The following is a 21135-nucleotide window of genomic DNA, read 5'->3' on the forward strand; positions in this document are numbered from 1 at the left end:
ACGGTCGCCGCGCGGTGCGGCGACCACGACAGGAAGACATCGACGATGAACCCGAAAACCATTCTCGTGCTGGGCAGCACCGGCAAGACCGGCCGCCGTGTGGCGCAACGGCTCGCGGCGCTCGATCTGCCCGTCCGACACGGCTCCCGATCCGGCTCGCCTCCCTTTCACTGGGACGCGCCCGAAACATGGGCGCCGGCGCTACGGGGCGTCGGAGCGGCGTACGTGTCGTATTTCCCCGACCTGGCCGCCGCCGGCGCCACGGATGCGATCCAGTCGTTCACCGATCTGGCGGTTAAAAGCGGCGTGCGGCGCCTCGTGCTGCTCTCGGGCCGAAGCGAAATCGAAGCGGAACAGTGCGAAGAGATCGTGCGCCAATCGGGCGTCGAATGGACGCTCGTGCGCGCAAGCTGGTTTGCGCAGAACTTCAGCGAAACGCATTTTCTGGAACCGATCCTCGCCGGAGAGCTTGCGCTGCCGGTCGCGGACATCGGAGAGCCCTTTGTCGACGTCGACGATATCGCCGACGTCGCCGTTGCTGCGCTCACGGAAGAGGGTCACGTGGGCCGCCTCTATGAACTGACCGGCCCGCGCCTGCTGACGTTCGCCGAAGCGGTCGCGGAGATTGCTCGGGCAAGCGGACGCCCGATCCGCTTCGCCCGAGTCCCGATGGAGGATTACGTCGCGGCGCTCGACGCGGCCGGCCTTCCGCCGGACATGATCGACCTGATCCGTTATCTGTTCACGGAGGTCCTGGACGGCCGCAACGCCTGCGTGACCGACGGCGTCAGCCGGGCGCTCGGGCGGCCCGCTCGCGATTTTGGCGAATACGCGCGGAAGACGGCGGCGACGGGCGTCTGGGACGCCGCGCGGTGACGCGATGCTGGCTTGCGATTGCCGGTTCCGCGCCGCATCGGAGCGGCTCGGAGCGGCCCGATCGATCTTCCGCCGCTGCACGCGAACCGATCGAGTGGTGTACTGTCGGACTGGGCACGGACGGCACACCAAACAACGAGAGCGCATGCGCGTCAGCGCAACTACCAACGCCGTCCAAAAATCGGAGGATTGCCACGCGGTGGCATGTTCGGTGCTAGTTCTGCGACCATGAATGGGAGCACGCCATGAGGATCGCATCTTCACATGACCTGGATCTGAAACGAATCGCCCGAGGGGCCGCAGAACAGCTCGCGGCGCTGTGGCCGAAGCCGCGCGCCGACGGGCCCGACGAGGCGCCGGGCGGCGACCCGGCCGTGGTGGGCGTCGTCGACGACTGTTATTCAGAGGCGGTCAACTTCCGCTTCGAGATGCACGGTGTGACGCACCGGGGCCTCGTGACTTACGACGCCTTGAAAATTCGCCACGGCGATGCAGGCCACGAGCCGGAAATGGCGCTCTTCTTGCAGCATGCGCACGAGATTTGCGCGTCGGCGGCCGAGAAAGTATCGCGCGGCGATACCGAGCCGGTAGTACTCGAAACCGAAGACATCTAGCGCACCGGGAGGCCTCCGTTGTCAGGCAGCGCGGCGTACCATCGTTCCGTCCGGATCCTCGTCGCGCGCGATCGAGGCCGAGAGCTGATCTCCGAGACGGGCGAGTCTGACCTTCTGGGGCGCAAGCAGATCGAAGCGCGCCTGAAGATCCGCGATGCGTCCCAGCTAGTACTGCGCCGTGAGCGCTGCCGGTGCCTTACGCTGGCTCGATTTGACGTAATGCCGGATCACCATTTCGAGATGAACGATCGCCGGTTCTGCCGCACAGGCGGCGTGGCGATATACCTTGGGCGTCTTTTTTTCGATATGAAGCGAATTGCGCATCGTGTGCCTGCAGGTCAAGACTGAATGGCGACGTAAGGCAATCTTCATACCTGAACGCGGGGCGAAGCCGTCCGGCCCCTGCGCACAAGGGGTTTCCGGACCTCGACCTTCCGCCGAAACCGCCGCGAGCCCGGCAAAAAGCGCCAGCGCGCATGGCGAAACTACAACCCCCTTCAGCCCTCCGCAGCCCGCAGCGCCGCGCGCGCGAGCACACCCTCCAGCTCGGGCAGATCGACCGGCTTGGTCAAATGGGCGTCGAAGCCGGCCGTCCGTGTCCGGGCGATGTCCTCGTCCGAACCGAGGCCCGTCATCGCCGCGACGATCACGTTGTTGGCGCTCGCCGCGCGAATGCGCTGGATCACGTCGAAGCCGGTCATGCCCGGCATCGACAGGTCGAGCAGTACGACCTGCGGCGCGCGGCGCCCGAACGACTGAAGCGCGTCGGGGCCGTCGTAGGCGGCGCGCGCGGTGTGTCCCAGCATCTCCACGAGCAGCGTCATGCTGTCGGCGGAATCCTTGTTGTCGTCGACGACCAGCACGTCGAGCGGCCGGTTCGCGTGCTGGTCCGGCGCCGGCGGCACGCTCGCCGCGCGCGCCGGGGCCTGCGCGAGCGGCAGCCACATGCTGAACGTGCTGCCCTTGCCCGCGCCGCCGCTGCGTGCTTCAACGTGTCCGCCGTGCAGTTGTGCGATGGCGCGCACGAGCGTCAGGCCGATGCCGAGCCCGCCCTCGTCCGGATAGGCGCCGGGCGGATGTTCCTGCACGAACAGGTCGAACACGCCGTCGAGCGCTTCGGGGGAAATGCCGCGGCCCCGGTCGATCACGCGGACCACCACCGAATTCCCATGCGGCCCGGTTTCGAGCGTGATCGTCGAGCCGACCGGGCTGAATTTCGATGCGTTGTTCAGCAGGTTGTTGAGCGCCTGGACGAGCCGTGTCGCGTCGCCTTTCACGAAGAGCGGCAGGTCGGTGCCGTTCACCACGAGCAGTTGCTGGCGCTCGTCGAAAAGCGGCTGGCTCGCCTCGACTGTCAGTTGAATCACGTCGGCGACGTTGACCGTGTCGTGCGACAGGCGAATCTTGCCCGAGCTGACGCGGCCCGCTTCGAGCAGGTCGTCGACGAGCTTCGTCAGGTGCGCGAGCTGCCGGTCCACAATCTGGCGGCTGCGCACGACGTCGGCGTCGTCGGTCGACTTGAGCTTGAGAATGCTGACCGCGTTGCGGATCGGCGCGAGCGGATTGCGCAGTTCGTGGCCGAGCAGCGCCAGAAATTCGTTCATCCGGCGGCTCGACGCTTCGAGTTCTTCGAGCCTGCGCCGCGCGGTCATGTCGCGCGTGATCTTGACGAAGCCCTGCTGGTGTCCGTCGCCGTCGCGCAGCGCGGTCAGGATCACATGCGCCCAGAACGCGGAGCCGTCCTTGCGCAATCGCCAGCCTTCGTTCTCCACGCGCCCCTGCGACGCCGCCCGCAGCAGTTCCGCCTCGGGCTTTTTCTTGCTGACGTCGTCGGGCGAGAAAAACAGCGTGAAGTGCCGGCCGACGATCTCGTCCGCCTGATAGCCGTGGATCGCGCGGGCGCCGTCGTTCCAGGAGCGCACGAAGCCGTCCTGGTCCAGCATGAAGATGGCGTAGTCGCTGACGGAATTGATGAGCAGGCGCAGGCGCTCGTCGGCCTCGGTGGCGCGGCGGCGGTCCGAGATGTCGTGGATGAAGCAGGTGAACTGGCGCTGGCTCTCGAACCAGACCTCGCTGATGGTGAGTTCCGCGGGAAATTCGCGCCCGTCGCGCCTCATCGCCGGCAACTCGACGCGCTTGTTGATGAAGCGCGCTTCGCCCGTCGCAAGGTAGCGCGTGAGGCCGGCCCGGTGCGCATCGCGAAAGCGCTCGGGCACGATCATCCGGGCGAGTTCCTCGCCGATCGCCTCATGGGTCCGCCAGCCGAACAGGGTCGCCGCGGCCTCGTTCCAGTCGGCGATCAGCCCCGCTTCGTCGATCGCGACGAACGCCACGTGCGCGTTGTCGAGCACGGTGCGCCGGCGCCGCAGCGCGTCGGCGAGCTTTTTCTCGTATTCGATGCGCAGCGACGACTCCACGTTCAGATCCGCGGCGACGCTTTCGTTCTCGCGCAACAGCTTCTCATTTTCCTGCGCGACTTCTTCCCGCGCGATGGTCACCGCGATGCAGGCGCAAAACGCGTCGAGGATGCTGACGTCCGCGGCCTTGAACTGATCGACGTGGCGCGAAATCAGCTTCAGCACGGCAACCGAGCGTCCTTCGTAGACGACGGGCGCCACCACCATCGACACCGCGCCGACGGCTTCGCAGGCGGCGCGGTCGACGCGGTGATCGGTCGACGCATCGCGGCAAATGAGCGCCTGTTGCCGCGTGATGCAGAGGCCCGACAGGCTGCCCGCCAGGGCGAGCCGCGTGCCGACGTAACGGGCGGCCTCGCCGCTCACGGCGCGGTAGACTAGTTGGTCGCCTTCGATCCATTCGACGACCGCGGACGCCACGCCGGAGACTTCCTTCAGCGTATCGGTTACGGATTGCAGATAGGGATCGAGTGGCAGCTTGGAATGCGCGAGGCTCGCAAAGGTCGAAAACCATCTTTGAAAATGCGCGTGCCGAACGGGATTCGACTGTCCTTCTTCAGGTGATGAAGCCTCGTACTGAAAGTGCATGGCCCGTTTCCATTGTTATTGAATTCGCACCGGTTGCGCGGATCGTGTCCGCGAAACGCCGTTCGATTGAAACACAAAACTTGCGCAAACGTTTGCGCACGGCGATCAACCTCGCCCCAAGGTCTGAATATTAGTTTTATTCCAAGGATCTTAGCTCCACCATTCCGCCGACATAATCGATTACATACACTACGTTTCGGTTTTATCGAAATGTTTTTTGCGGCCATGTAAATCCGTCTTTTTATCCGGAGTGCATCGCGAAGAAAATGCCGACTATTTCCCGCCGATGTCGCGATATTGTCCGCGCGGTTATCATCGGGCCTCGCGATTCCATAACAACAACATGAACCGTTCGACGATGCTGGCGCGATGGCCTGGCCTGATCTTCCTTTTTGTGACGGCCGTCGGCTGGGCGCTCAACTGGCCCGCCATGAAAGTGCTGCTGAGGCAATGGCCGCCGCTTTTTTCGCGAGGCGTCGCGGGCGTCGCCGCCGCGCTCCTGCTCGGCGTGATCGCGGCCGCCATCGGCGAAAACACGCGCATTGCGCGCCAGGTCATGCCGCGGGTCGTCCTTGCCGCCTGCACCAACGTCTTCGCGTGGATGGGTTTCTCCACGCTTTCTATGAAATGGCTTTCAGTCAGCGAAGGCGCGCTGCTCGTCTACACAATGCCGGTCTGGGCGATGCTGCTCGCCTGGCCGATCCTGTCGCGTCGGCCGACGCGCCGCGGGTTCGCCGCGCTCGTGCTCGCGCTGGCGGGCGTCGTCGTGCTGCTCGGCGGTCGCGGCATCGCGTTCGACGCGGGCAAGCTCGCCGGCATCTGCTTCGCGCTCGCCGCGGCGGTGTTGTTCGCGCTCGGGACCGTCGTCGCGCGCACAGCGGTGCCGGTTGCGCCGGTCACGCTCGTCGCGTGGCAGGTCGGGATCGGCTGCGTGCCGATGGTGATCGCCGGGCTGCTCTTCGAGCATCCGGATTTCGCGGCGCTCAAGGGAAACGGCTGGGCCGTGCTCGTCTACATGGCGCTCGTGCCGATGGGCGTCTGCTATCTGGCGTGGTTCGCGACGCTGCGCTATCTGCCGCCGGAAGTCGCCTCCATCGGGATGCTGCTCGTGCCGATCATGGGCATCGTGGCCGCCGCGATCGCGCTCGGCGAACCGCTCGGCGCGCGCGAAGCGGCCGCGATGGCGCTCACCCTGAGCGGCGTCGGACTTGCACTGCGGCGCGCCGACGCGCCCTCGCACGGGGAGTGATACGCTCCCGGCGGCAGCCGACAAGCAGTCCGCAGAAGGCCCGCGCGCGACCTAAAATATATAGGTGGTCGGGCTTGGATGCGGAGGCCGCGATGAACGAGTTTTTGGGTACCCTGATCCGGCTGACCGGTTCGGCTTTGAGTTCGCGCGTGACGGTCGGCGATGTGGTCAACGTGCTGTTCGCGCTCTCGCTGCTGGCGCTCGTCGCGCTGGTGCTGCTGGTGCACGAGGGCATCGAATCGCGCCGCTCGCGCGAGGCGCTGCGCGGTCATGCGACACGCGAGGCTCATCACGGCTGGTTGCGTCATCGCCATTGAGCAGCTTCGAACACGGCGCGGGCGCGGGCGTCGTCACGACGCGCAGCGTCCGCATGCTCGCGGCCTTCCAAAGGGTCGCAATCGTCCGCAAAACTAAAGGCCCCGTCGCGCAATGCGGCGGGGCCTTCTCTCACGATAGTTCGTCGATGGGAAGTAGTAGGCGCGGCTGTGCTCTGCCGCGCCAGGACGCTTCTTACATCGGCTCTCACACTCTCTGGCGGATGTCCCAATGTACATACAAATAAATACCGCCTGTGTGGGAAGTCGCACGCAGATTGCGAAATAGCGCGACGCCCGGGCGCTTCAGGGTGTCGCGCTCGCGCCGGAGGCGGGTTGCTGCGGTTCACCAAGGGCTGGCGCGTCCGATGGCAGCGGCAGCAACGGCGGCATTTCCGCCGGCATTTGCGATGCGATGATCGGCGGCACGGCCTCTGGCGCGTGCGGCGACGAAGGAGCCGGCGCGGCCGGCGCCGCCGGAACGCGCCGCGTGGCTGGCCGCGGCTTCGCCGGCGGCTCGCTCGCCGGCTTCGATGCGAACAGGTTCGAGACCCACGCCCGACCGTTCGCGAGCCACGCGCGCAGCGTGCCGGTCTCTTCTTCCTTGGGGAAGCGCTCGCGCGAGTCGATCAGGCGCGAGCGCATCGAACGCTGGAAGAAATCGCCGACGATCGGCAATGCGCTGTGGGCGCCCTGTCCCCAGTAATCACTGCGCAGCGTGACGCGGCTGTCGTTGAAGCCGACCCATGCGCCCGCCACGAGTTGCGGATGCATCAGGATGAACCAGCCGTCGGCGTTGTCCTGCGTCGTGCCGGTCTTGCCCGCGAGATCCCCGCGAATCCCGAACCGGCTGCGAATGCTCGAACCCGTGCCGCGATCGATCACCGCGCGCATCGCGTCGAGCAGTTTCTGCGTGGCGTCCGCGGGCAGCACCTGTTCGGGCGTCGCCGGTTCGAACTGCGCGAGCACTTCGCCCTTGCGATCCTCGATGCGGGTGACGAGCACCGGCTCGACATGGCCGCCCCCATTCGCGATCGTCCCGTACGCCGACACCATTTCCTTCAGCGTGACCGGACTCGTGCCGAGCGCGAGCGACGGCACGAGTTCGAGCCTGCTGTCGCGCACGCCCATCGCACGGGCGAGGCGCGCGACTCGCGCCGGCCCGACTTCCTGCATCAGTTGCGCCGTGATGCGGTTCTTCGAATACGCGAGACTGTCGCGCAAGGTCACGGGACGGCCGCTCGGCGGCGAGTCATCCTCGGGACGCCAGACTTCGCCGCCAGCGAGCGGGATCTCAACGGGCTGGTCGACCAGGGTGTCGTCGGGCTTTGCGCCCTGCTCGAACGCCGCGCCGTAGACGAACGGCTTGAATGTCGAGCCCGGCTGGCGCCGCGCCTGGCTGACGTGATCGAACGGGTCCTGGCTGAAATCGCGGCTGCCGACCCACGCCCTGATATAGCCGTTGCGCGGATCGAGTGCGAGAAAGGCCGCCTGCATGCGGGTCTTGTTTTCGCACAGCGTGCGCATGAAGTTGCGATCCGATGCGAGGCGCTTCATCGCTTCGTCTTCGGCGAGGCCGGCATCCTTCGCCGCGCGGTATTCGGGCGACTCACGCACGAATGCGCGCACGAGGTCCGGATTGCCGCCGGCGCAGCCGGCACGCGCGCCCCATGCCGCGTTCGCGATCGACTGCAACTGGCTGCCCTGCCACATGACGGCTTGCGTCGCCATCGTCTGCAGACGCGAGTCGATGGTGGTGCGCACCACCAGCCCGTCGGAGTAGATGTTGTAGTCGTTGTCGTCGGCCCATGCGATCAGCCACTTGCGCAACTGCTGCGCGAAATGCGGCGCGCGGCCGGGCGCTTCCAGCTGGCGCTCGAAATCGACTCGCAACGGCCGGCGCTTGAGCGACTCGTAGGTCGCGGGCGCGAGATGCCCGTACTTCACCATCTGCGCGAGCACGATGTTGCGCCGCTCCAGCGCGCGCTCCGGACTGATCACCGGGTTGTAGTAGCTGTTGCCCTTCAGCATGCCGACGAGCGTCGCGCTCTCGGTCACGTCGAGACGATCGGCGGATTTGTCGAAGTAGGTGCGCGCCGCCATCTCGATGCCGTACGCGTTGTACAGGAACGGCACGGTATTGAGATAGGTTTCGAGGATCTCGGCTTTCGTGTAGACCATCTCGATCTTGAGCGCGGTGATGGCTTCCTTCACCTTGCGCGTGAGCGTCTGCGAGCGGCCGATGTCGTCGGGATACAGGTTGCGCGCGAGCTGCTGCGTGATCGTGGACCCGCCCTGCCGGTCGCCTGAGAACGTGTGAACCGCCGCCGATGCCGTGCGCCGCCAGTCCAGTCCGTGATGCTGATAGAAGCGATGATCCTCGGTGGCGACGAGCGCCTCGACAACGTTCGGCGAGATGTCCGCGAGCTTCGCCCACTCGCGGTTGACGGGCCTGAATTCGGCGAGCAGCTTGCCGTCGGCGGAGAAGATGCGCGCGGGTTCGTCGACCTTGGCCTTCCGGATGTCGCCGATGCCGGGCGTGAACGGAATCAGCACGAGCACGTAGAGCAGCACGAGCGCGGGCACGGCCGCCGCCGCCCGCACGAGACCGCGCCGCGTGGGATGGCGCAGGCGGCGCAGGAGTTCGGCCGCGACCGGACGCATGCGCGCAATGGCGCGGTCGAAATGATTTCGAAAAAAGGATACGTCGGGGCGCTTCACACTGACCTGCCGGCTACGGGAAAGGCAGCATGCTAGCAAATCGGGCATCGACGGGATTGGAAACGGGCTCGCCGACCAATGGACCGTCTTACCGGCTGCGCGCCATCAAACCGTCAGGAAGCGCGCAGGTTGCGGCCACGTTCGAGCAGGATTGGAAGAGCCGTCTGCGTGCCGTCAGCCAGCCTCGGATTTCGTGCGCAAGTCGTCGTGAAAGTGCGCGCCGGTCTTTCAGGGATGCGCGTCGCCCAGCGCGGTCCGATATTCGTCGGCAAGGCCCCACTCGTATTGCGGAATGCCATTCGATGTTCCGGTTTTTCGCTTGCTCAGAATGCCGAGGAAACGAAGCTGCTCCAGTCTGTAGTAAAGCCCGGTATGAATGTGGGTGAACGCTTTTTCCAGCGCTTCTTGCGACAGATACGCATCTTTCCCGCCTCGATGCGTGACGTAGTTGAGTATCTGCACCTGTGAATTGCCGATGCGGGCAACCTTCGCGGCAAAGCCCGCGTTGAGTTCGAGCTGAAGGTCGCTGTCGACGTAAGACTTGGTCGCCGCGTACTGGGCAAGTATTCCGAGCTGAGCGCGAGCCGCCACAGCGTTCCTGGCGCTCCAGCGAAGCTCCTTGCCCAGCGTTTCGATGAATTCGTCGAGGCTCGATGCCTTGTCGAGTTCCGCACAATGCATCGATCGCATCGGGCCGGGAAGATCCGCTGACTTGATACGACCTCCCAAGAGCGGCATCACCCGCTTGGCCTGCGACCACGTTGCCCCCAGTTCGAACAGCACCCAGTCGGACGCCAGACTGAAGGGCGTGATGATCGCCACGACAACGCTCGCGGACGACAGTTCGTGGCGAAGCTGCTGCGCCGGCATCGTGCCGATTTCGAGCTTGTAACCTGGGAGCGATGTACAGCGCACACCGTTCGGCGGGACATCCATCGCGGTCGTGATGGCGGCGACGAGTTGCGCCGCCAGATCGACATCCCGGTGGGCATGGCTGATGAAGAGTTCAACAGTGTCGGTCATGGCGCGCTCCTCGTCGAACGCTTTTGTCCGGCCTTGGGTCGGCGGCCCGGCACCTGCGCTCAGCGTGTGGATGTTGAGTCGGGCTCTTGCTGCTTCCGCCGAGGGCCGCGAAAGCTCGCGCAGACCGCCCTATGTTTTGTCGTTTCTTCCCATGACTCGCTTGCGTCCTGAGGAACGGAACTCAGCAACAGCAACCGGTCCGCCTAGACCCCCGGCTGTAATATAGGCGACGGCCGGCGAAAGCGCGACTACTCCTTGCCTTCGCCACTCACTTCCGAAAGATCCGCACGAGCGAGCCCATCGCATGATCCCTGAATCCGTGACACGCGCCGCGAGCGCCTTGCACAGCACGGCTGACTTCTGGTCCGTGCGCATCGTCGACGAACGAATCGACCAGCATGCCGTGCGCAACGATGTCGTCCAGCCGCTCTCCACCACGCGCGATCGCGGCGCGATGCTCGTCGCGTGGGCTGGTGCGGGTGCGGGCTATGCTGCGAGCTCCGACCTCTCCGCGTCGGGCCTGCAGGCCGCGCTCGACGTCGCCACGCGGTGCGCAGAAGCGTGCGCGGCCGCGTCGCTCGTCGATCACCGGCAAATGGCCCGTCCCGTCGAAAGCGGCCGATACCAGTCGCCCGGCGCAGAAGAGCCCCTGCCCGATCGCAACGAATGGCTCGCGCGTCTCGCGCACGAATGCGCCGCGGCGCGCATCGACGATCGCATCGTCGAACGCATCGCGGGCGTGACACTCACGCACATCGAACAGACCTTCATCACGAGCGACGGCGTGCGCATCGACCAGCGTTTCGACCTCGTGATGCCGCAATTCACTGCCGTGGCACACGCAGCAGGCGCCACGCAGGTCCGCACGCTCGGCGGCGACTACGGCACGCTCGCGCAGGGCGGAGTCGAAGTGCTCGCGCGCTATCGCTTCGACGGCGCGGGCGCGCGCATCGCCGACGAGGCGTTGCAACTGCTCGCCGCGCCGAATTGTCCGTCGGGGCCGCGCGACCTCCTCCTGATGCCCGATCAGATGATGCTGCAGATCCACGAGTCGATCGGTCATCCGCTCGAACTGGATCGCATCCTCGGCGACGAGCGCAATTTCGCGGGTTCGAGCTTTGTTACGCGCGAGGATTTCGGCACCTATCGATACGGCTCGTCGCTCCTCAACGTGACCTTCGACCCGGGCTACGCGGCCGAAGCAGCCACCTACGCGTTCGACGACGACGGCACGCCGGCGCACAAGGCATATCTGATCCGCGACGGCGTGCTCGAACGGCCGCTCGGCGGCGCGCTGTCGCAACAGCGCGCGCAGCTTCCCGGCGTGGCGAACTCGCGGGCGTCGAGCTGGAACCGTCCGCCGATCGACCGCATGGCGAATCTCAACATCGAGCCGGGATCGAGTTCGCTCGACGAGATGATCGCCGGCATCGAGCACGGCATCATGATGCGCACGAATACGTCGTGGTCCATCGACGATCATCGCAACAAGTTCCAGTTCGGTTGCGAGTGGGGCCAGCTGATCGAGAACGGCAGGCTCACGCAAGTGGTCCGGCAACCGAACTATCGCGGCATCTCGGCGAACTTCTGGCGCAACCTCGCCGCCGTCGGCAACGACGAGACGCGCCGCGTGTATGGCACGTCGATGTGCGGCAAGGGCGAGCCGATGCAGATCGTGCGCGTCGGACATGCGTCGCCGGCATGCGTGTTCAGCAATGTCGACGTGTTCGGAGGCGCGCGATGACAGCACCGGCATTCAACTGGCATCGTCATTTCGCCTCGCTTGCGGAAGACATCGAGAGGCTGCTGCTCGATGGCGAAGTTGCGTTGACGTCGCTCTCCGCCGAAGACTCGGACTTCGTTCGCTTCAACGCGGGCAAGGTCCGGCAGATCGGCCGCGTGACACAGGGCAAGCTGACGCTGCGGCTCGTAGAGGGCGAGCGGCAGGCGTATGCGACGCTCACGATCTGCGGCGACCCCGCGCAGGATCGAAGCGATATCGCCGAGACGCTCGCCATCCTGCGCGACGGCCTGCGACACGCGCCCGACGATCCGCACCTGCTCTTCGACCGCTCGCAGTGGACCCAATCGACGCATCGGCGCGGCAGCCTGCCCGACGTCGAAGCGCTCGTGCGCGTCGTGACCGGCTGCGCGGCCGGGCTCGACTTCGTCGGCTTCTACGCGGGCGGCTCGATCGTGCGCGGCTTCGCTTCGTCGCTCGGAAGCCGCGGCTGGCACGAGGTCGACAATTTCAACTTCAGCTGGTCGCTGTGCGAAGCGAGCGGCCGCGCGATCAAGACCACCCATGCGGGCGACCACTGGCGCGACGACGCCTTCGCGAGCCGCGTGGAGCAGGCCGCAGCCCGCATGCGGGTGTTCGAACGCACACGGCGTATCCTGTCGCCGGGACAGTACCGCAGTTATCTCGCGCCTGCCGCGCTTTGGGAACTGATCGGCGCCGCGTCGTTCACCGCGTTTTCCGCGCGCCAGCAGGCGAGCGGGCGCAGCGAACTGCATCGGCTGCACGCGGGCGAGGTGTCGTTGGATCCGCGCGTGACGCTGATTGAAGACCTCGGCCTCGAAATCGCGCCGCGCTTCAACGAGGACGGCTATCTGCGCGAGAGCGTGCCGCTCATCGAGCGGGGCCGCAGCGCGGGGCTGCTCGTCAGCGCTCGCACGGCTCGCGAACACGGCCAGCGTCCGAACGGGGCGCCGGCGAACGAGATGCCGGTGACGTTGTCGATGCAGGGCGGCGACCTTCCCGACGCCGACGTGCTGAAGGCGCTTGATACCGGGCTCTATGTCGGCAACCTCTGGTACGTGAATTTTTCCGATCGCGTGAACTGCCGGCTGACCGGCATGACGCGCTTTGCGACGTTCTGGGTCGAGCATGGCGAGATCGTCGCGCCCGTCGAGGCAATGCGTTTCGACGACAGTCTCTATCGCCTGTTCGGCAGCGAACTCGAACGGCTCGGCGAGACGCCGGAACTGATGTTGAGCGACTGGACCTGGGGCGAACGGTCGACAGGCGGAATGAAGCTGCCCGGACTTCTGGCGCGTTCATTCGACCTGACTCTTTAGGCACGCCGGTCGCCGCCGTTCATCGCGCTCGACGTGCCCGCATGACTCGTCGCGCCTTCGAAGCCAATTCGAATTCGCACGACGAGTCATATTTCTTACACAGGTAATACCTATCCTTGGACCCCATCTCTTCCAGATGCGCGTGTCGGGTATGCCTGCGTTCTTCCCTCATTACGTCTTCACCCTTCTTGCGCGCGTCGCCCGCTCGAAGCTGCAGCGGGTGCTTCGGCGTCCCTCGCTTGCGCTCATTGTGCTGCTCGCTTGCGCAAGCGTTTGCGCGTGCGACAACGCGAGCCACGACGACCGGCCAACGCCCGCAACGTCCCTTTCTGAACTTCCCATCCCGCAACAGCAGCAAGCCGTGAGTTCCCTGCAAAGCTGGGCGCAGCAGGCGACCACAGGCGAGGCCCCGGCGCCTCGCCCTGCGTCCGATGCACTCGCCCCGCCCGTCATCCACACCGTCGACTAACCCATCCCCTGGTGCAAACCACATGACATCGAAAAACCGACGCGAATTCCTGCGCGCCGCCGCTCAGGCGGCCGGCGCCGTCACTGCATTGAACGTGATGCCGGACGGCATCCGCAACGCGCTCGCGATCCCCGCGCACAACCGGCACGGATCGATCAGGGACATCGAGCACATCGTCGTGCTGATGCAGGAAAACCGCTCGTTCGATCATTACTTCGGCACCTTGCGCGGCGTGCGCGGCTTCGGCGACACGCGTGCGGTCACGCTGCCGAACGGCAAGCCCGTCTGGCATCAGCCGATCGCCGCGGGTGCAGGCGAAGTGCTGCCCTTTCATCCGGCCGCACAGAACCTGGGCCTGCAGTTCCTGCAGGACCTGCCGCACGACTGGCAGAGCGGCCTCGGCGCGTTCAACGGCGGCCGCTACGATCAATGGGTGCCGTACAAGGGCACGACGACGATGGCGTACCTCACGCGCGAGGACATTCCGTTCCACTATCGGCTCGCCGACGCCTTCACGATCTGCGACGCATATCACTGCTCGACCAACACGTCGACGGATCCGAACCGCTACTACCTTTGGACCGGCTACGTCGGCAACGACAACACCGGCGGCGGCCCGGTCATCGACAACGCCGAAGTCGGTTACGGCTGGTCCACGTATCCGGAGGTGCTGGAGCGCGCGGGTATCTCGTGGAAGGTCTATCAGGACATCGGCACCGGGCTCGACGCCAAGGGCTCGTGGGGCTGGACGCAGGACGCGTTCATCGGCAATTACGGCGACACGTCCCTGCTCTACTTCAAGCAGTATCAGAACGCGCAGCCCGGCAGCGCGCTGTACGAGAAGGCGCGTCGCGGCACGAACGCGGCCGCGGGCGACGGCTACTTCGACATCCTCAAGCGCGACGTGCAGAACAACACGCTGCCGCAGGTTTCGTGGATCGTCGCGCCGGAAGCGTTTTCCGAGCATCCGAACTGGCCGGCGAACTACGGTGCGTGGTACATCGACCAAGTGTTGCAGATCCTGACGTCCAATCCCGAAGTCTGGAGCAAGACCGCGCTCTTCATCAACTACGACGAGAACGACGGCTTCTTCGACCATCTCGTGCCGCCGTTCGCACCGGGATCGAGCGCGAACGGACTCTCGACCGTGGATACGACCGGCGAGTACTTCCCCGGCGACACGAAGTTCGCGCCCGGCCCCTACGGACTCGGCGCGCGCGTGCCGATGCTAGTAGTGTCGCCGTGGTCCAAAGGCGGGTGGGTTTGCTCGGAAACCTTCGATCACACGTCAGTGATCCGCTTCATCGAGTGCCGTTTCGGCCACGACCGCGACGTGAAGGAAGCGAACATCTCGCCGTGGCGCCGGGCCGTATGCGGCGATCTCACGTCGGCGTTCAACTTCGAGAATCCGAACGACGCATTTCCGACGCTGCCCCCGACGACGAGCTACGTGCCCGCCGACAAGCAGCGTCATCCGGACTACGTCCCGCTGCCGCCGGCCTCGCAGGCCGTGCCGCGACAGGAGCCGGGCGTGCGTCGGTCACGTGCGCTGCCTTACGAGTTCTTCGTGCGTTCGCGGGTCGACGAATCGGAGAAGCAGGTGTCGATGGCCTTCATCAATACGGGCCGTGCGGGCGCGGTCTTCCTGCTGTATCGCGCGACGAGCACCGACGCGCCCCGCACTTACACTGTAGAAGCAGGCAAGCGGCTCTCCGACCGCCTCGCGCTGGACGCCGACGGCAGCTTCGACTTCACGATCCATGGACCGAACGGCTTCCTGCGCCGGCTGGCAGGCAAACCGGCAGCCGGCCACTGGTGGAACCAGCACGAGCGCGCGCTGCCCGATGTCGCAGAAGGCTACGATGTAGCAAACGGCAACCTTCAGTTGCGCCTGAAGAACCTCGGCACGGCGCGGTGCGAATTCTCCATCGTCAACTCGTATGATCCTTCAGCTGTGATCAAGCGTCGCGTGGCGGGCGGCGATACGGCAGAGGTGTATCTGGACCTGCGTGACACGCACGGCTGGTACGACGTGCAGGTGACCGTCGATACGGACCGCACGTTCATTCGCCGGCTTGCCGGTCACGTCGAGACCGGTCGCGACAGCGCGAGCGATCCCGCGCTCGGCGCCTGAAGCGCCCGGGCAGAAGGACAGCGGCTCCCCGCCGCTGTCCTTTTCTACGCTTGCTTCGCAAGCACCTCAAATAACGATACGAACGGTTGCCATTCGCGCTAAAAGCGCATAGCAAGGGCTTGGCACGCGAATCATCGGGTGTCGGATAACCTCTATCGGTTCGCATCCAAGACGAGGCGACCGGCGATGGCATCGAAGAACGAACTCAAGCGATATCGCGCGAACCTGATCGACGAGCTTCACAGCGCGGCGCTTTATGAAACGCTTGCCCGCGTCGAGAAGGACACCTTCCGCAAGCAGGTGTTCGGCGAGCTGGCGCAATCGGAGCGCAAGCACGCTCGGGTCTGGGCGGACAAGCTGGAAGCGAACGGCGTGCGCGTGGAGTCGCGAGGCCCGGGCGTCAAGACCATCCTGATGCGCGGCCTCGTGCATGTATTCGGACCGGCCTTCGTCCTGCCGTCGCTCGCGGCCGCCGAATACGCGGATCGCAACAAGTACGCGGGACATCCGGATACCGAGGAGATGTCGGAAGAAGAGCATCGGCACGCAGACGTCGTGCAGGCAATGGCCGATGCCGACAAGCCCGACACGTCGAAGGGCGCGCAGATCGCGAGTGCGGAGTCGTGGCACAAGGGCGTGTCGTCGGGCAACGATTTGCGAGCGGCCGTTCTTGGCGCGAACGATGGCCTCGTGTCGAATTTCTGCTTGCTGATGGGTGTCGCGGGCGCGGGCACCAGCAACAAGACCATTCTCTTGACGGGGCTCGCCGGACTGATCGCCGGCGCCTGCTCGATGGCGCTCGGCGAGTGGCTTTCAGTGACCAACGCGCGCGAGCTTGCGAAGACGCAGATCGCGAGGGAAGCGGACGAACTCGAACAGACGCCCGAGGCCGAGGAGCATGAACTCAGCCTGATCTATCGCGCGAAGGGGCTCGACAGTGCGGTCGCGAAGCGCGTGGCATCGCAAATCATGCGCGACAAGGACAAGGCGCTCGACGCGCTCACACGCGAGGAACTCGGCCTCGATCCTGCTGAACTCGGCGGCAATCCGTGGTCGGCGGCGGTGGTCTCGTTCTGCCTCTTCTCGATCGGCGCCATCTTTCCCGCCATGCCTTTCCTGTGGGCGAACGGCTCAGCCGCTGTAATCCAGTGCATCGCGCTGAGTGTGCTGGCACTCGCTGCCATCGGCATGTTCACGTCGCTGTTCAACGGACGCGGCATCGCGTTTTCGGCTATCCGGCAGATCGTGATCGGCCTCGTTGCCGCCGGATTCACCTTCGGCGTCGGGCGATTGCTGGGCGTCTCCGTGACTTGAGCGCACGGGTCTTGCCGAACTAACCGATCGGTACATTTCCGCCGAGACCGAATGTGGTCCTGTAAAGCATCGGATAAAAAGCACGCCCCAACGCCGGGCCAAAGGCACTGATACCGCGCAAAACGCGTTCTGGATACGTTCCTAAAAGCGAAATAAAAGCACGTCCGTCAGTCAGACAAATGCGACTTACTGTGTGCGGGCAAGACAACATCCAGGATCAATCCGCCAAATTGAATGTCCGAGAGAGGCGTATGATGCACTGTATGCAACGTCCTCACGGCGCATGCGATTTACCGAACCGGGTCAAATGACCGGAAATGTGCCGCACAGCAGCATTTAAAGCGTAAAGCCGTAACACGACGCTTACATTTTGATCCCCATCCTACCGAATGAGCATCTTACGGTCCTGGAAAAACATGCTTCTTTAGCCAATCCGATGTGACACCGTTTAGTCGTAACTTTGACAAGCGGACGCTCGACAGGCGCTAGACAGGCAGCAAAGATCCCCAACATCAATACGGATGTTCCATTACGATAAAGGTCATCGTGCAAAGCATGAAAGACCCGGCTAAGACTTGGCTTTACGTCGCGTGTTAGGTTCATCCCCACCATCGAAGCAAATCGTCCGCACGTGTAGCACGCACTCGCTGCACCTGAACCCTTGGCGCGAAAAGCCTTCCCCGTGAAGTTCCTCAGAGGATATGGAATGTTTTTTTCCAAGCTTATAGTTAGCAAAACGAAAGGCATGCAATCACATCGACTGATCGGGTGCGACGCCATCAGGAGTTATCTATGAAGGTATTGATTGCGAACACCTTGTATTACCCAGACGTAGTGGGTGGCGCCGAAGTCTCGACGCAACTGCTTGCGGAAGGGCTTGCCGCGGCCGGCGTCGACGTCACTGTCGTATGCGCGACTGGCACCGGTGTCGATCACATCAGCAAGCTCAATGGCGTGAAGATATGGCGGCTTCGTTTTGCGAATGTCTACTGGCCTCACCGCGCCGGCAAGCGATCGCGTGTGGCAAAGCTCGTATGGCATGCCATCGACACGCACAACCTCATCATGGCGCGCAAGCTGAAAGCCGTCGTGGCACGCGAGAAGCCGGATCTCGTGAGCACGAGCAATCTCTCTTGTCTGTCGGTTGACTTATGGCGGATCGCGAAGAACGCGGGCCTGCCGGTCGTTCACACGACGCGCGACTATTATCTCTTGTGCCCCGCGGCGACGATGCTCTCCAACAATCGGAGTTGCGAGCGTCAATGCACGCTCTGTGCGTGTTACGCGGGTCACAAGCGAACACAGTCGGAAAAAGTCGACATTGCCATTGGCGTCAGCCGCTTCGTGCTCCAGAAGCACCTCGACAACGGCTTCTTCGCCGGTGCGTCCTCGACAGGCGTCATCAGCGACTGTCATTTCTCCGATGTCGGCGCTCCCCCGGTCTCTTCCGCTCCGTCTGTCAAGGACGCGGTTCGTCTCGGCATGCTCGGCCGCATTTCGCCCGAAAAGGGTATCGAGCTTCTGATCGACGAGCTGATGAAGGACACCTCGCTCAACTGGAAACTGACGATAGGCGGAACCGGCGACGGCGATTACGTCGCCAGCCTGAAGGCGCGCTACAACGACCCGCGCGTGCGGTTCCTAGGCCATGTCGACGCATCGAGCTTCCTGCGCGAACTTGACGTGCTGGTCGTCCCGTCGCGGTGGAACGAGCCGTTTGGCCGCGTGATCGTCGAGGCGTACTCGCAGGGGATACCTGTCGTGGGCGCCAACACTGGAGGAATCCCGGAGGTGATCGAGCCGACTTCCCATCTTGTCTTCGACATCAACGAACCGCGATCGGTAATCGAAAGGATTCACGATGCGATCGAGATGGCGCGCGACCCTGAAACGCATGACCGGCTTTTGCGCTACGCTGACTCTTTCAGTCCTGACAGGATGGTTGCAGCCTATCTGAAGGTCTATAGCGATGCGCTCAAGCAGAGCGCTACAAAGGAGAATCACGAGGCGCAGCTGCATGTGTCGAGCGAATGAGGAAGCCTTCTGATGAATAGACCCGCTCTTGATTATGTCCCCGCCCGCAGCGGCCCCACCGTAACGTCCACTACCGCGAGCCTTTACCAGGCGGCGGTCGACAACATATGGGGCGTCGTTCTAATCGTACTGGCAGTCACCTGCGTGGCAATCGGCTACGCATTTCTGTCGGTTCCAAGCTATACAGCCGACTCAGTCGTGCGAGTCGAATATCCGACCTCGAACGCACTCGGCCTCGATGCACGCTCGGGACGCGGCTCGCAGGAAGTCGTTCCGAAGACCCTGCCGAGCGATGCGGAGATGCAGATCATCCTGAGTCGCACGGTATTGTGGCCGGTCATCCAGAAGTACAAGCAGGACATCCTCGTCACGCCGGATCAGGTGCCCGTCATCGGGCGCATCTCCGAACTCATTGCTGCGTCCCGTTCGTCCGACGAACCGATGCCAGCCTTCCTCGGCCTGCGTTCGTATGCGTGGGGCGGCGAAAAGATCGATGTGCAAACACTGCAGGTGCCGTCGCGCTATATCAACCAGGAGCTGACTCTGCGCGCACTCGCCGACCAGCGCTATGAGGTGATCGACAAGAACGGCAACACGCTGATCGAAGGTGCCGCGGGTTCGCTCGCGCAGAAGGACGGCGTGTCCATTCTTGTGAGTCAACTCGTCGCGCGGCCCGGGACGGAATTCATGGTCGAGCGCCTGAGCGAATACTCGGCGTTGCAGCGTTTTGGCAAGCAGGTCAAGGCATCCGAGCCCCAGAAGGAGTCTGGCGTTGTGCAGATATCCTATGAAAACAAGGACCCGAAACTCGCGCAGGACGTCACCAATGCGATTGCGCAGACGTATATCGCGTCGCACGTCGATCAACGCCGTACGGAAGCGGGAAGCACGCGCGAATTCATTCAGAGCGAACTGCCACGGCTCAAGGAAGAACTCAAGCGCACCGAAAGCAACCTCAGCGAATATCGAACGGACGCCGACTCGATGACGCCCAGTTCGGAAGCCGATTCGTATCTCAAGAGCACGCTCGACATCGACAAGCAGATTGCCGCGCTCGACATGCAGCGGACTCAAGTGGCGAGCCGCTTCGGCCCTGGCACGCGCGACATTCAAACCATCGACGAGCAGCTTGGGCTCTTGAAGCAGCAGAAGGCGCAACTGGAAAGCCGCTTCAGCCAGTTGCCCGAGTCGGACCGCAGAGCGGCCGACCTGACGCGTGAAGCGAAGGTTGCAGAGAGCATCTACGTGGCGATGCAGGGCAAGTCGAACGAACTCGACGTCACGCGCGCCGGCACACTCGGCAACGTGCATCTCGTCGATTCCGCGCTTTTCCCCAGCGAGGCTTCCAAGCCGAAGCGGCTGGTCGTGATTGCCAGCGGTCTGGTTGCGGGCTTGCTGCTAGGGATGCTCTTCGTGATCTATCGCAAGCTGACGTCGCGTAGCATCGTGCTGAGCCCGGACGCCGCCGAATATCATTTGCAGCTTCCTGTTTTCGGTACCGTGGGCTTCAGCGCGGAACAGGCACGTTTGGAGGATTCGCCGATTCGCACGGCGCGCATGCTCAGCCAGCGCGCTGGCGTGCCGCCCTCCGACAAGACCGCGCTCGTTCTCTCGGCCGACACGCAGAACGAAGGCGCCATCGAGGCGTTACGCGCGATCCACGCATCGCTCATGCGCGACATCGAGCGCACGGGCAGCAACGTGCTCGCGATCGTCGGTGCTGCGCCCGGTACCGGCAAGACATTCGTCGCATCGAATCTTGCGGTGATTCATGCGCACGCCGGCAATCGCGTTCTGCTGATCGACGGCGACTTGCGGCGCGGCAAGGTCGCCACCGAATTCGGCTTGCCGAACGACATTGGCCTCGCCGACGTGCTCGCAGAGAAACAGGAGATCGACCGCGTAATCCAGCCGTGTGCCGTGCCGGGACTCAGCGTGATCTCGTCGGGCCTGCCGCCTGCCAACCCCTCGAAGCTCCTGTCCACGACGCGGCTGCGCCTGCTGCTAGAACGGCTCGCGCCTCACTACGACCTCATCGTGATCGATACACCCGCGGTGCTCGCCGCAAGCGACGCGGTGATGATCGCAGCGACAGCCGGATCGGCGGCGATCGTGGTGCGGCCGGGCGTGCAAACCGAGGATGAACTCGGCGAGACGACGCGTCGACTGGACCTCGCGGGTGCGCGTGTGGCCGGTGCAATTTTCAACGCAATGCCCAAACGTCGCAGCGAAAAGCGCATGCATCCCTACCCGAGTCATTACTCCGACCCATCCAGGCGTGGTCACTCACCTGCCTGATAT

Annotated in this window: 14 protein-coding genes; 11 read left to right on the forward strand and 3 right to left on the reverse strand. The window is 64.2% G+C overall.

Annotated elements, in window-relative coordinates:
• Positions 1 to 45: 45 nt before the first annotated feature.
• The 3 genes from AWB81_RS11590 to AWB81_RS44660 all read left to right on the forward strand — a co-directional run bounded on the left by AWB81_RS11590 (position 46) and on the right by AWB81_RS44660 (position 1838).
• On the forward strand, positions 46 to 876 hold the full coding sequence (locus tag AWB81_RS11590) for an NmrA family NAD(P)-binding protein (RefSeq protein ID WP_062635329.1): 831 nt from the start codon (positions 46 to 48) through the stop codon (positions 874 to 876).
• A gap of 245 nt (positions 877 to 1121) precedes the next feature.
• Positions 1122 to 1490 (forward strand): hypothetical protein, encoded by a 369-nt coding sequence (locus tag AWB81_RS11595; protein WP_062635332.1) that lies wholly within the window; start codon positions 1122 to 1124, stop codon positions 1488 to 1490.
• 18 nt (positions 1491 to 1508) lie between these two features.
• Positions 1509 to 1838, forward strand: a complete 330-nt coding sequence (locus AWB81_RS44660) for a hypothetical protein (protein WP_144444130.1) — start codon at positions 1509 to 1511, stop codon at positions 1836 to 1838.
• A gap of 149 nt (positions 1839 to 1987) precedes the next feature.
• Here AWB81_RS44660 and AWB81_RS11600 read toward each other — a convergent pair whose 3' ends face one another.
• Positions 1988 to 4495, reverse strand: a complete 2508-nt coding sequence (locus AWB81_RS11600) for a hybrid sensor histidine kinase/response regulator (protein WP_062635335.1) — start codon at positions 4493 to 4495, stop codon at positions 1988 to 1990.
• A 343-nt stretch (positions 4496 to 4838) separates the two neighbouring features.
• Between AWB81_RS11600 and AWB81_RS11605 the strand changes: the two genes are divergently transcribed.
• Both AWB81_RS11605 and AWB81_RS11610 read left to right on the forward strand, forming a co-directional pair.
• Entirely contained in the window at positions 4839 to 5744 is a 906-nt protein-coding gene (locus AWB81_RS11605) for a DMT family transporter (RefSeq protein WP_087134912.1), read from the forward strand.
• Between the two features lie 74 nt (positions 5745 to 5818).
• On the forward strand, positions 5819 to 6061 hold the full coding sequence (locus AWB81_RS11610; RefSeq protein ID WP_097190833.1) for a hypothetical protein: 243 nt from the start codon (positions 5819 to 5821) through the stop codon (positions 6059 to 6061).
• A 303-nt stretch (positions 6062 to 6364) separates the two neighbouring features.
• On the opposite strand, the gene AWB81_RS11615 is transcribed toward AWB81_RS11610, so the two are convergent.
• Both AWB81_RS11615 and AWB81_RS11620 read right to left on the reverse strand, forming a co-directional pair.
• Entirely contained in the window at positions 6365 to 8722 is a 2358-nt protein-coding gene (locus AWB81_RS11615) for a penicillin-binding protein 1A (protein ID WP_062635339.1), read from the reverse strand.
• 285 nt (positions 8723 to 9007) lie between these two features.
• Positions 9008 to 9802 carry a toll/interleukin-1 receptor domain-containing protein gene (locus AWB81_RS11620; protein ID WP_062635340.1) on the reverse strand — a complete coding sequence of 265 codons (795 nt, stop codon included), beginning with the start codon at positions 9800 to 9802 and terminating at the stop codon, positions 9008 to 9010.
• Between the two features lie 304 nt (positions 9803 to 10106).
• On the opposite strand from AWB81_RS11620, the gene AWB81_RS11625 reads away from it, so the two are divergent.
• The 6 genes from AWB81_RS11625 (at position 10107) to AWB81_RS11655 (ending at position 21132) form a co-directional block, all read left to right on the forward strand.
• A complete protein-coding gene (locus AWB81_RS11625) occupies positions 10107 to 11546 on the forward strand; it encodes a TldD/PmbA family protein (RefSeq protein ID WP_062635342.1) in 1440 nt (479 codons plus the stop codon).
• The gene (locus AWB81_RS11630) at positions 11543 to 12883 is read left to right on the forward strand and encodes a TldD/PmbA family protein (protein WP_062635344.1); all 1341 of its coding nucleotides are present in this window, start codon (positions 11543 to 11545) and stop codon (positions 12881 to 12883) included. The genes AWB81_RS11625 and AWB81_RS11630 overlap by 4 nt, the downstream gene beginning before the upstream one ends.
• Before the next feature lie 491 nt (positions 12884 to 13374).
• Positions 13375 to 15486, forward strand: coding sequence for a phosphocholine-specific phospholipase C (locus AWB81_RS11640; protein ID WP_062635347.1), 2112 nt, complete (start codon positions 13375 to 13377; stop codon positions 15484 to 15486).
• A gap of 186 nt (positions 15487 to 15672) precedes the next feature.
• Positions 15673 to 16800, forward strand: coding sequence for a VIT1/CCC1 transporter family protein (locus AWB81_RS11645; protein WP_062635349.1), 1128 nt, complete (start codon positions 15673 to 15675; stop codon positions 16798 to 16800).
• 792 nt (positions 16801 to 17592) lie between these two features.
• A complete protein-coding gene (locus AWB81_RS11650) occupies positions 17593 to 18834 on the forward strand; it encodes a glycosyltransferase family 4 protein (RefSeq protein ID WP_062635351.1) in 1242 nt (413 codons plus the stop codon).
• A 12-nt stretch (positions 18835 to 18846) separates the two neighbouring features.
• Positions 18847 to 21132, forward strand: a complete 2286-nt coding sequence (locus AWB81_RS11655; protein ID WP_087134900.1) for a polysaccharide biosynthesis tyrosine autokinase — start codon at positions 18847 to 18849, stop codon at positions 21130 to 21132.
• The last annotated feature ends 3 nt before the right edge of the window (positions 21133 to 21135 follow it).

Source organism: Caballeronia arationis (assembly GCF_001544975.2).
Taxonomy (GTDB): domain Bacteria; phylum Pseudomonadota; class Gammaproteobacteria; order Burkholderiales; family Burkholderiaceae; genus Caballeronia; species Caballeronia arationis.

Bases quoted from the DNA above. Each gene is read 5' to 3' on its own strand.
- AWB81_RS11620 (WP_062635340.1), bottom strand. From the start codon at position 9,802: ATGACCGACACTGTTGAACTCTTCATCAGCCATGCCCACCGGGATGTC.
- AWB81_RS11655 (WP_087134900.1), top strand. From the start codon at position 18,847: ATGAATAGACCCGCTCTTGATTATGTCCCCGCCCGCAGCGGCCCCACC.
- AWB81_RS11630 (WP_062635344.1), top strand. From the start codon at position 11,543: ATGACAGCACCGGCATTCAACTGGCATCGTCATTTCGCCTCGCTTGCG.
- AWB81_RS11605 (WP_087134912.1), top strand. From the start codon at position 4,839: ATGAACCGTTCGACGATGCTGGCGCGATGGCCTGGCCTGATCTTCCTT.
- AWB81_RS11590 (WP_062635329.1), top strand. From the start codon at position 46: ATGAACCCGAAAACCATTCTCGTGCTGGGCAGCACCGGCAAGACCGGC.
- AWB81_RS11615 (WP_062635339.1), bottom strand. From the start codon at position 8,722: ATGCGTCCGGTCGCGGCCGAACTCCTGCGCCGCCTGCGCCATCCCACG.
- AWB81_RS11645 (WP_062635349.1), top strand. From the start codon at position 15,673: ATGGCATCGAAGAACGAACTCAAGCGATATCGCGCGAACCTGATCGAC.
- AWB81_RS11640 (WP_062635347.1), top strand. From the start codon at position 13,375: ATGACATCGAAAAACCGACGCGAATTCCTGCGCGCCGCCGCTCAGGCG.
- AWB81_RS11595 (WP_062635332.1), top strand. From the start codon at position 1,122: ATGAGGATCGCATCTTCACATGACCTGGATCTGAAACGAATCGCCCGA.
- AWB81_RS11625 (WP_062635342.1), top strand. From the start codon at position 10,107: ATGATCCCTGAATCCGTGACACGCGCCGCGAGCGCCTTGCACAGCACG.
- AWB81_RS11600 (WP_062635335.1), bottom strand. From the start codon at position 4,495: ATGCACTTTCAGTACGAGGCTTCATCACCTGAAGAAGGACAGTCGAAT.
- AWB81_RS11650 (WP_062635351.1), top strand. From the start codon at position 17,593: ATGAAGGTATTGATTGCGAACACCTTGTATTACCCAGACGTAGTGGGT.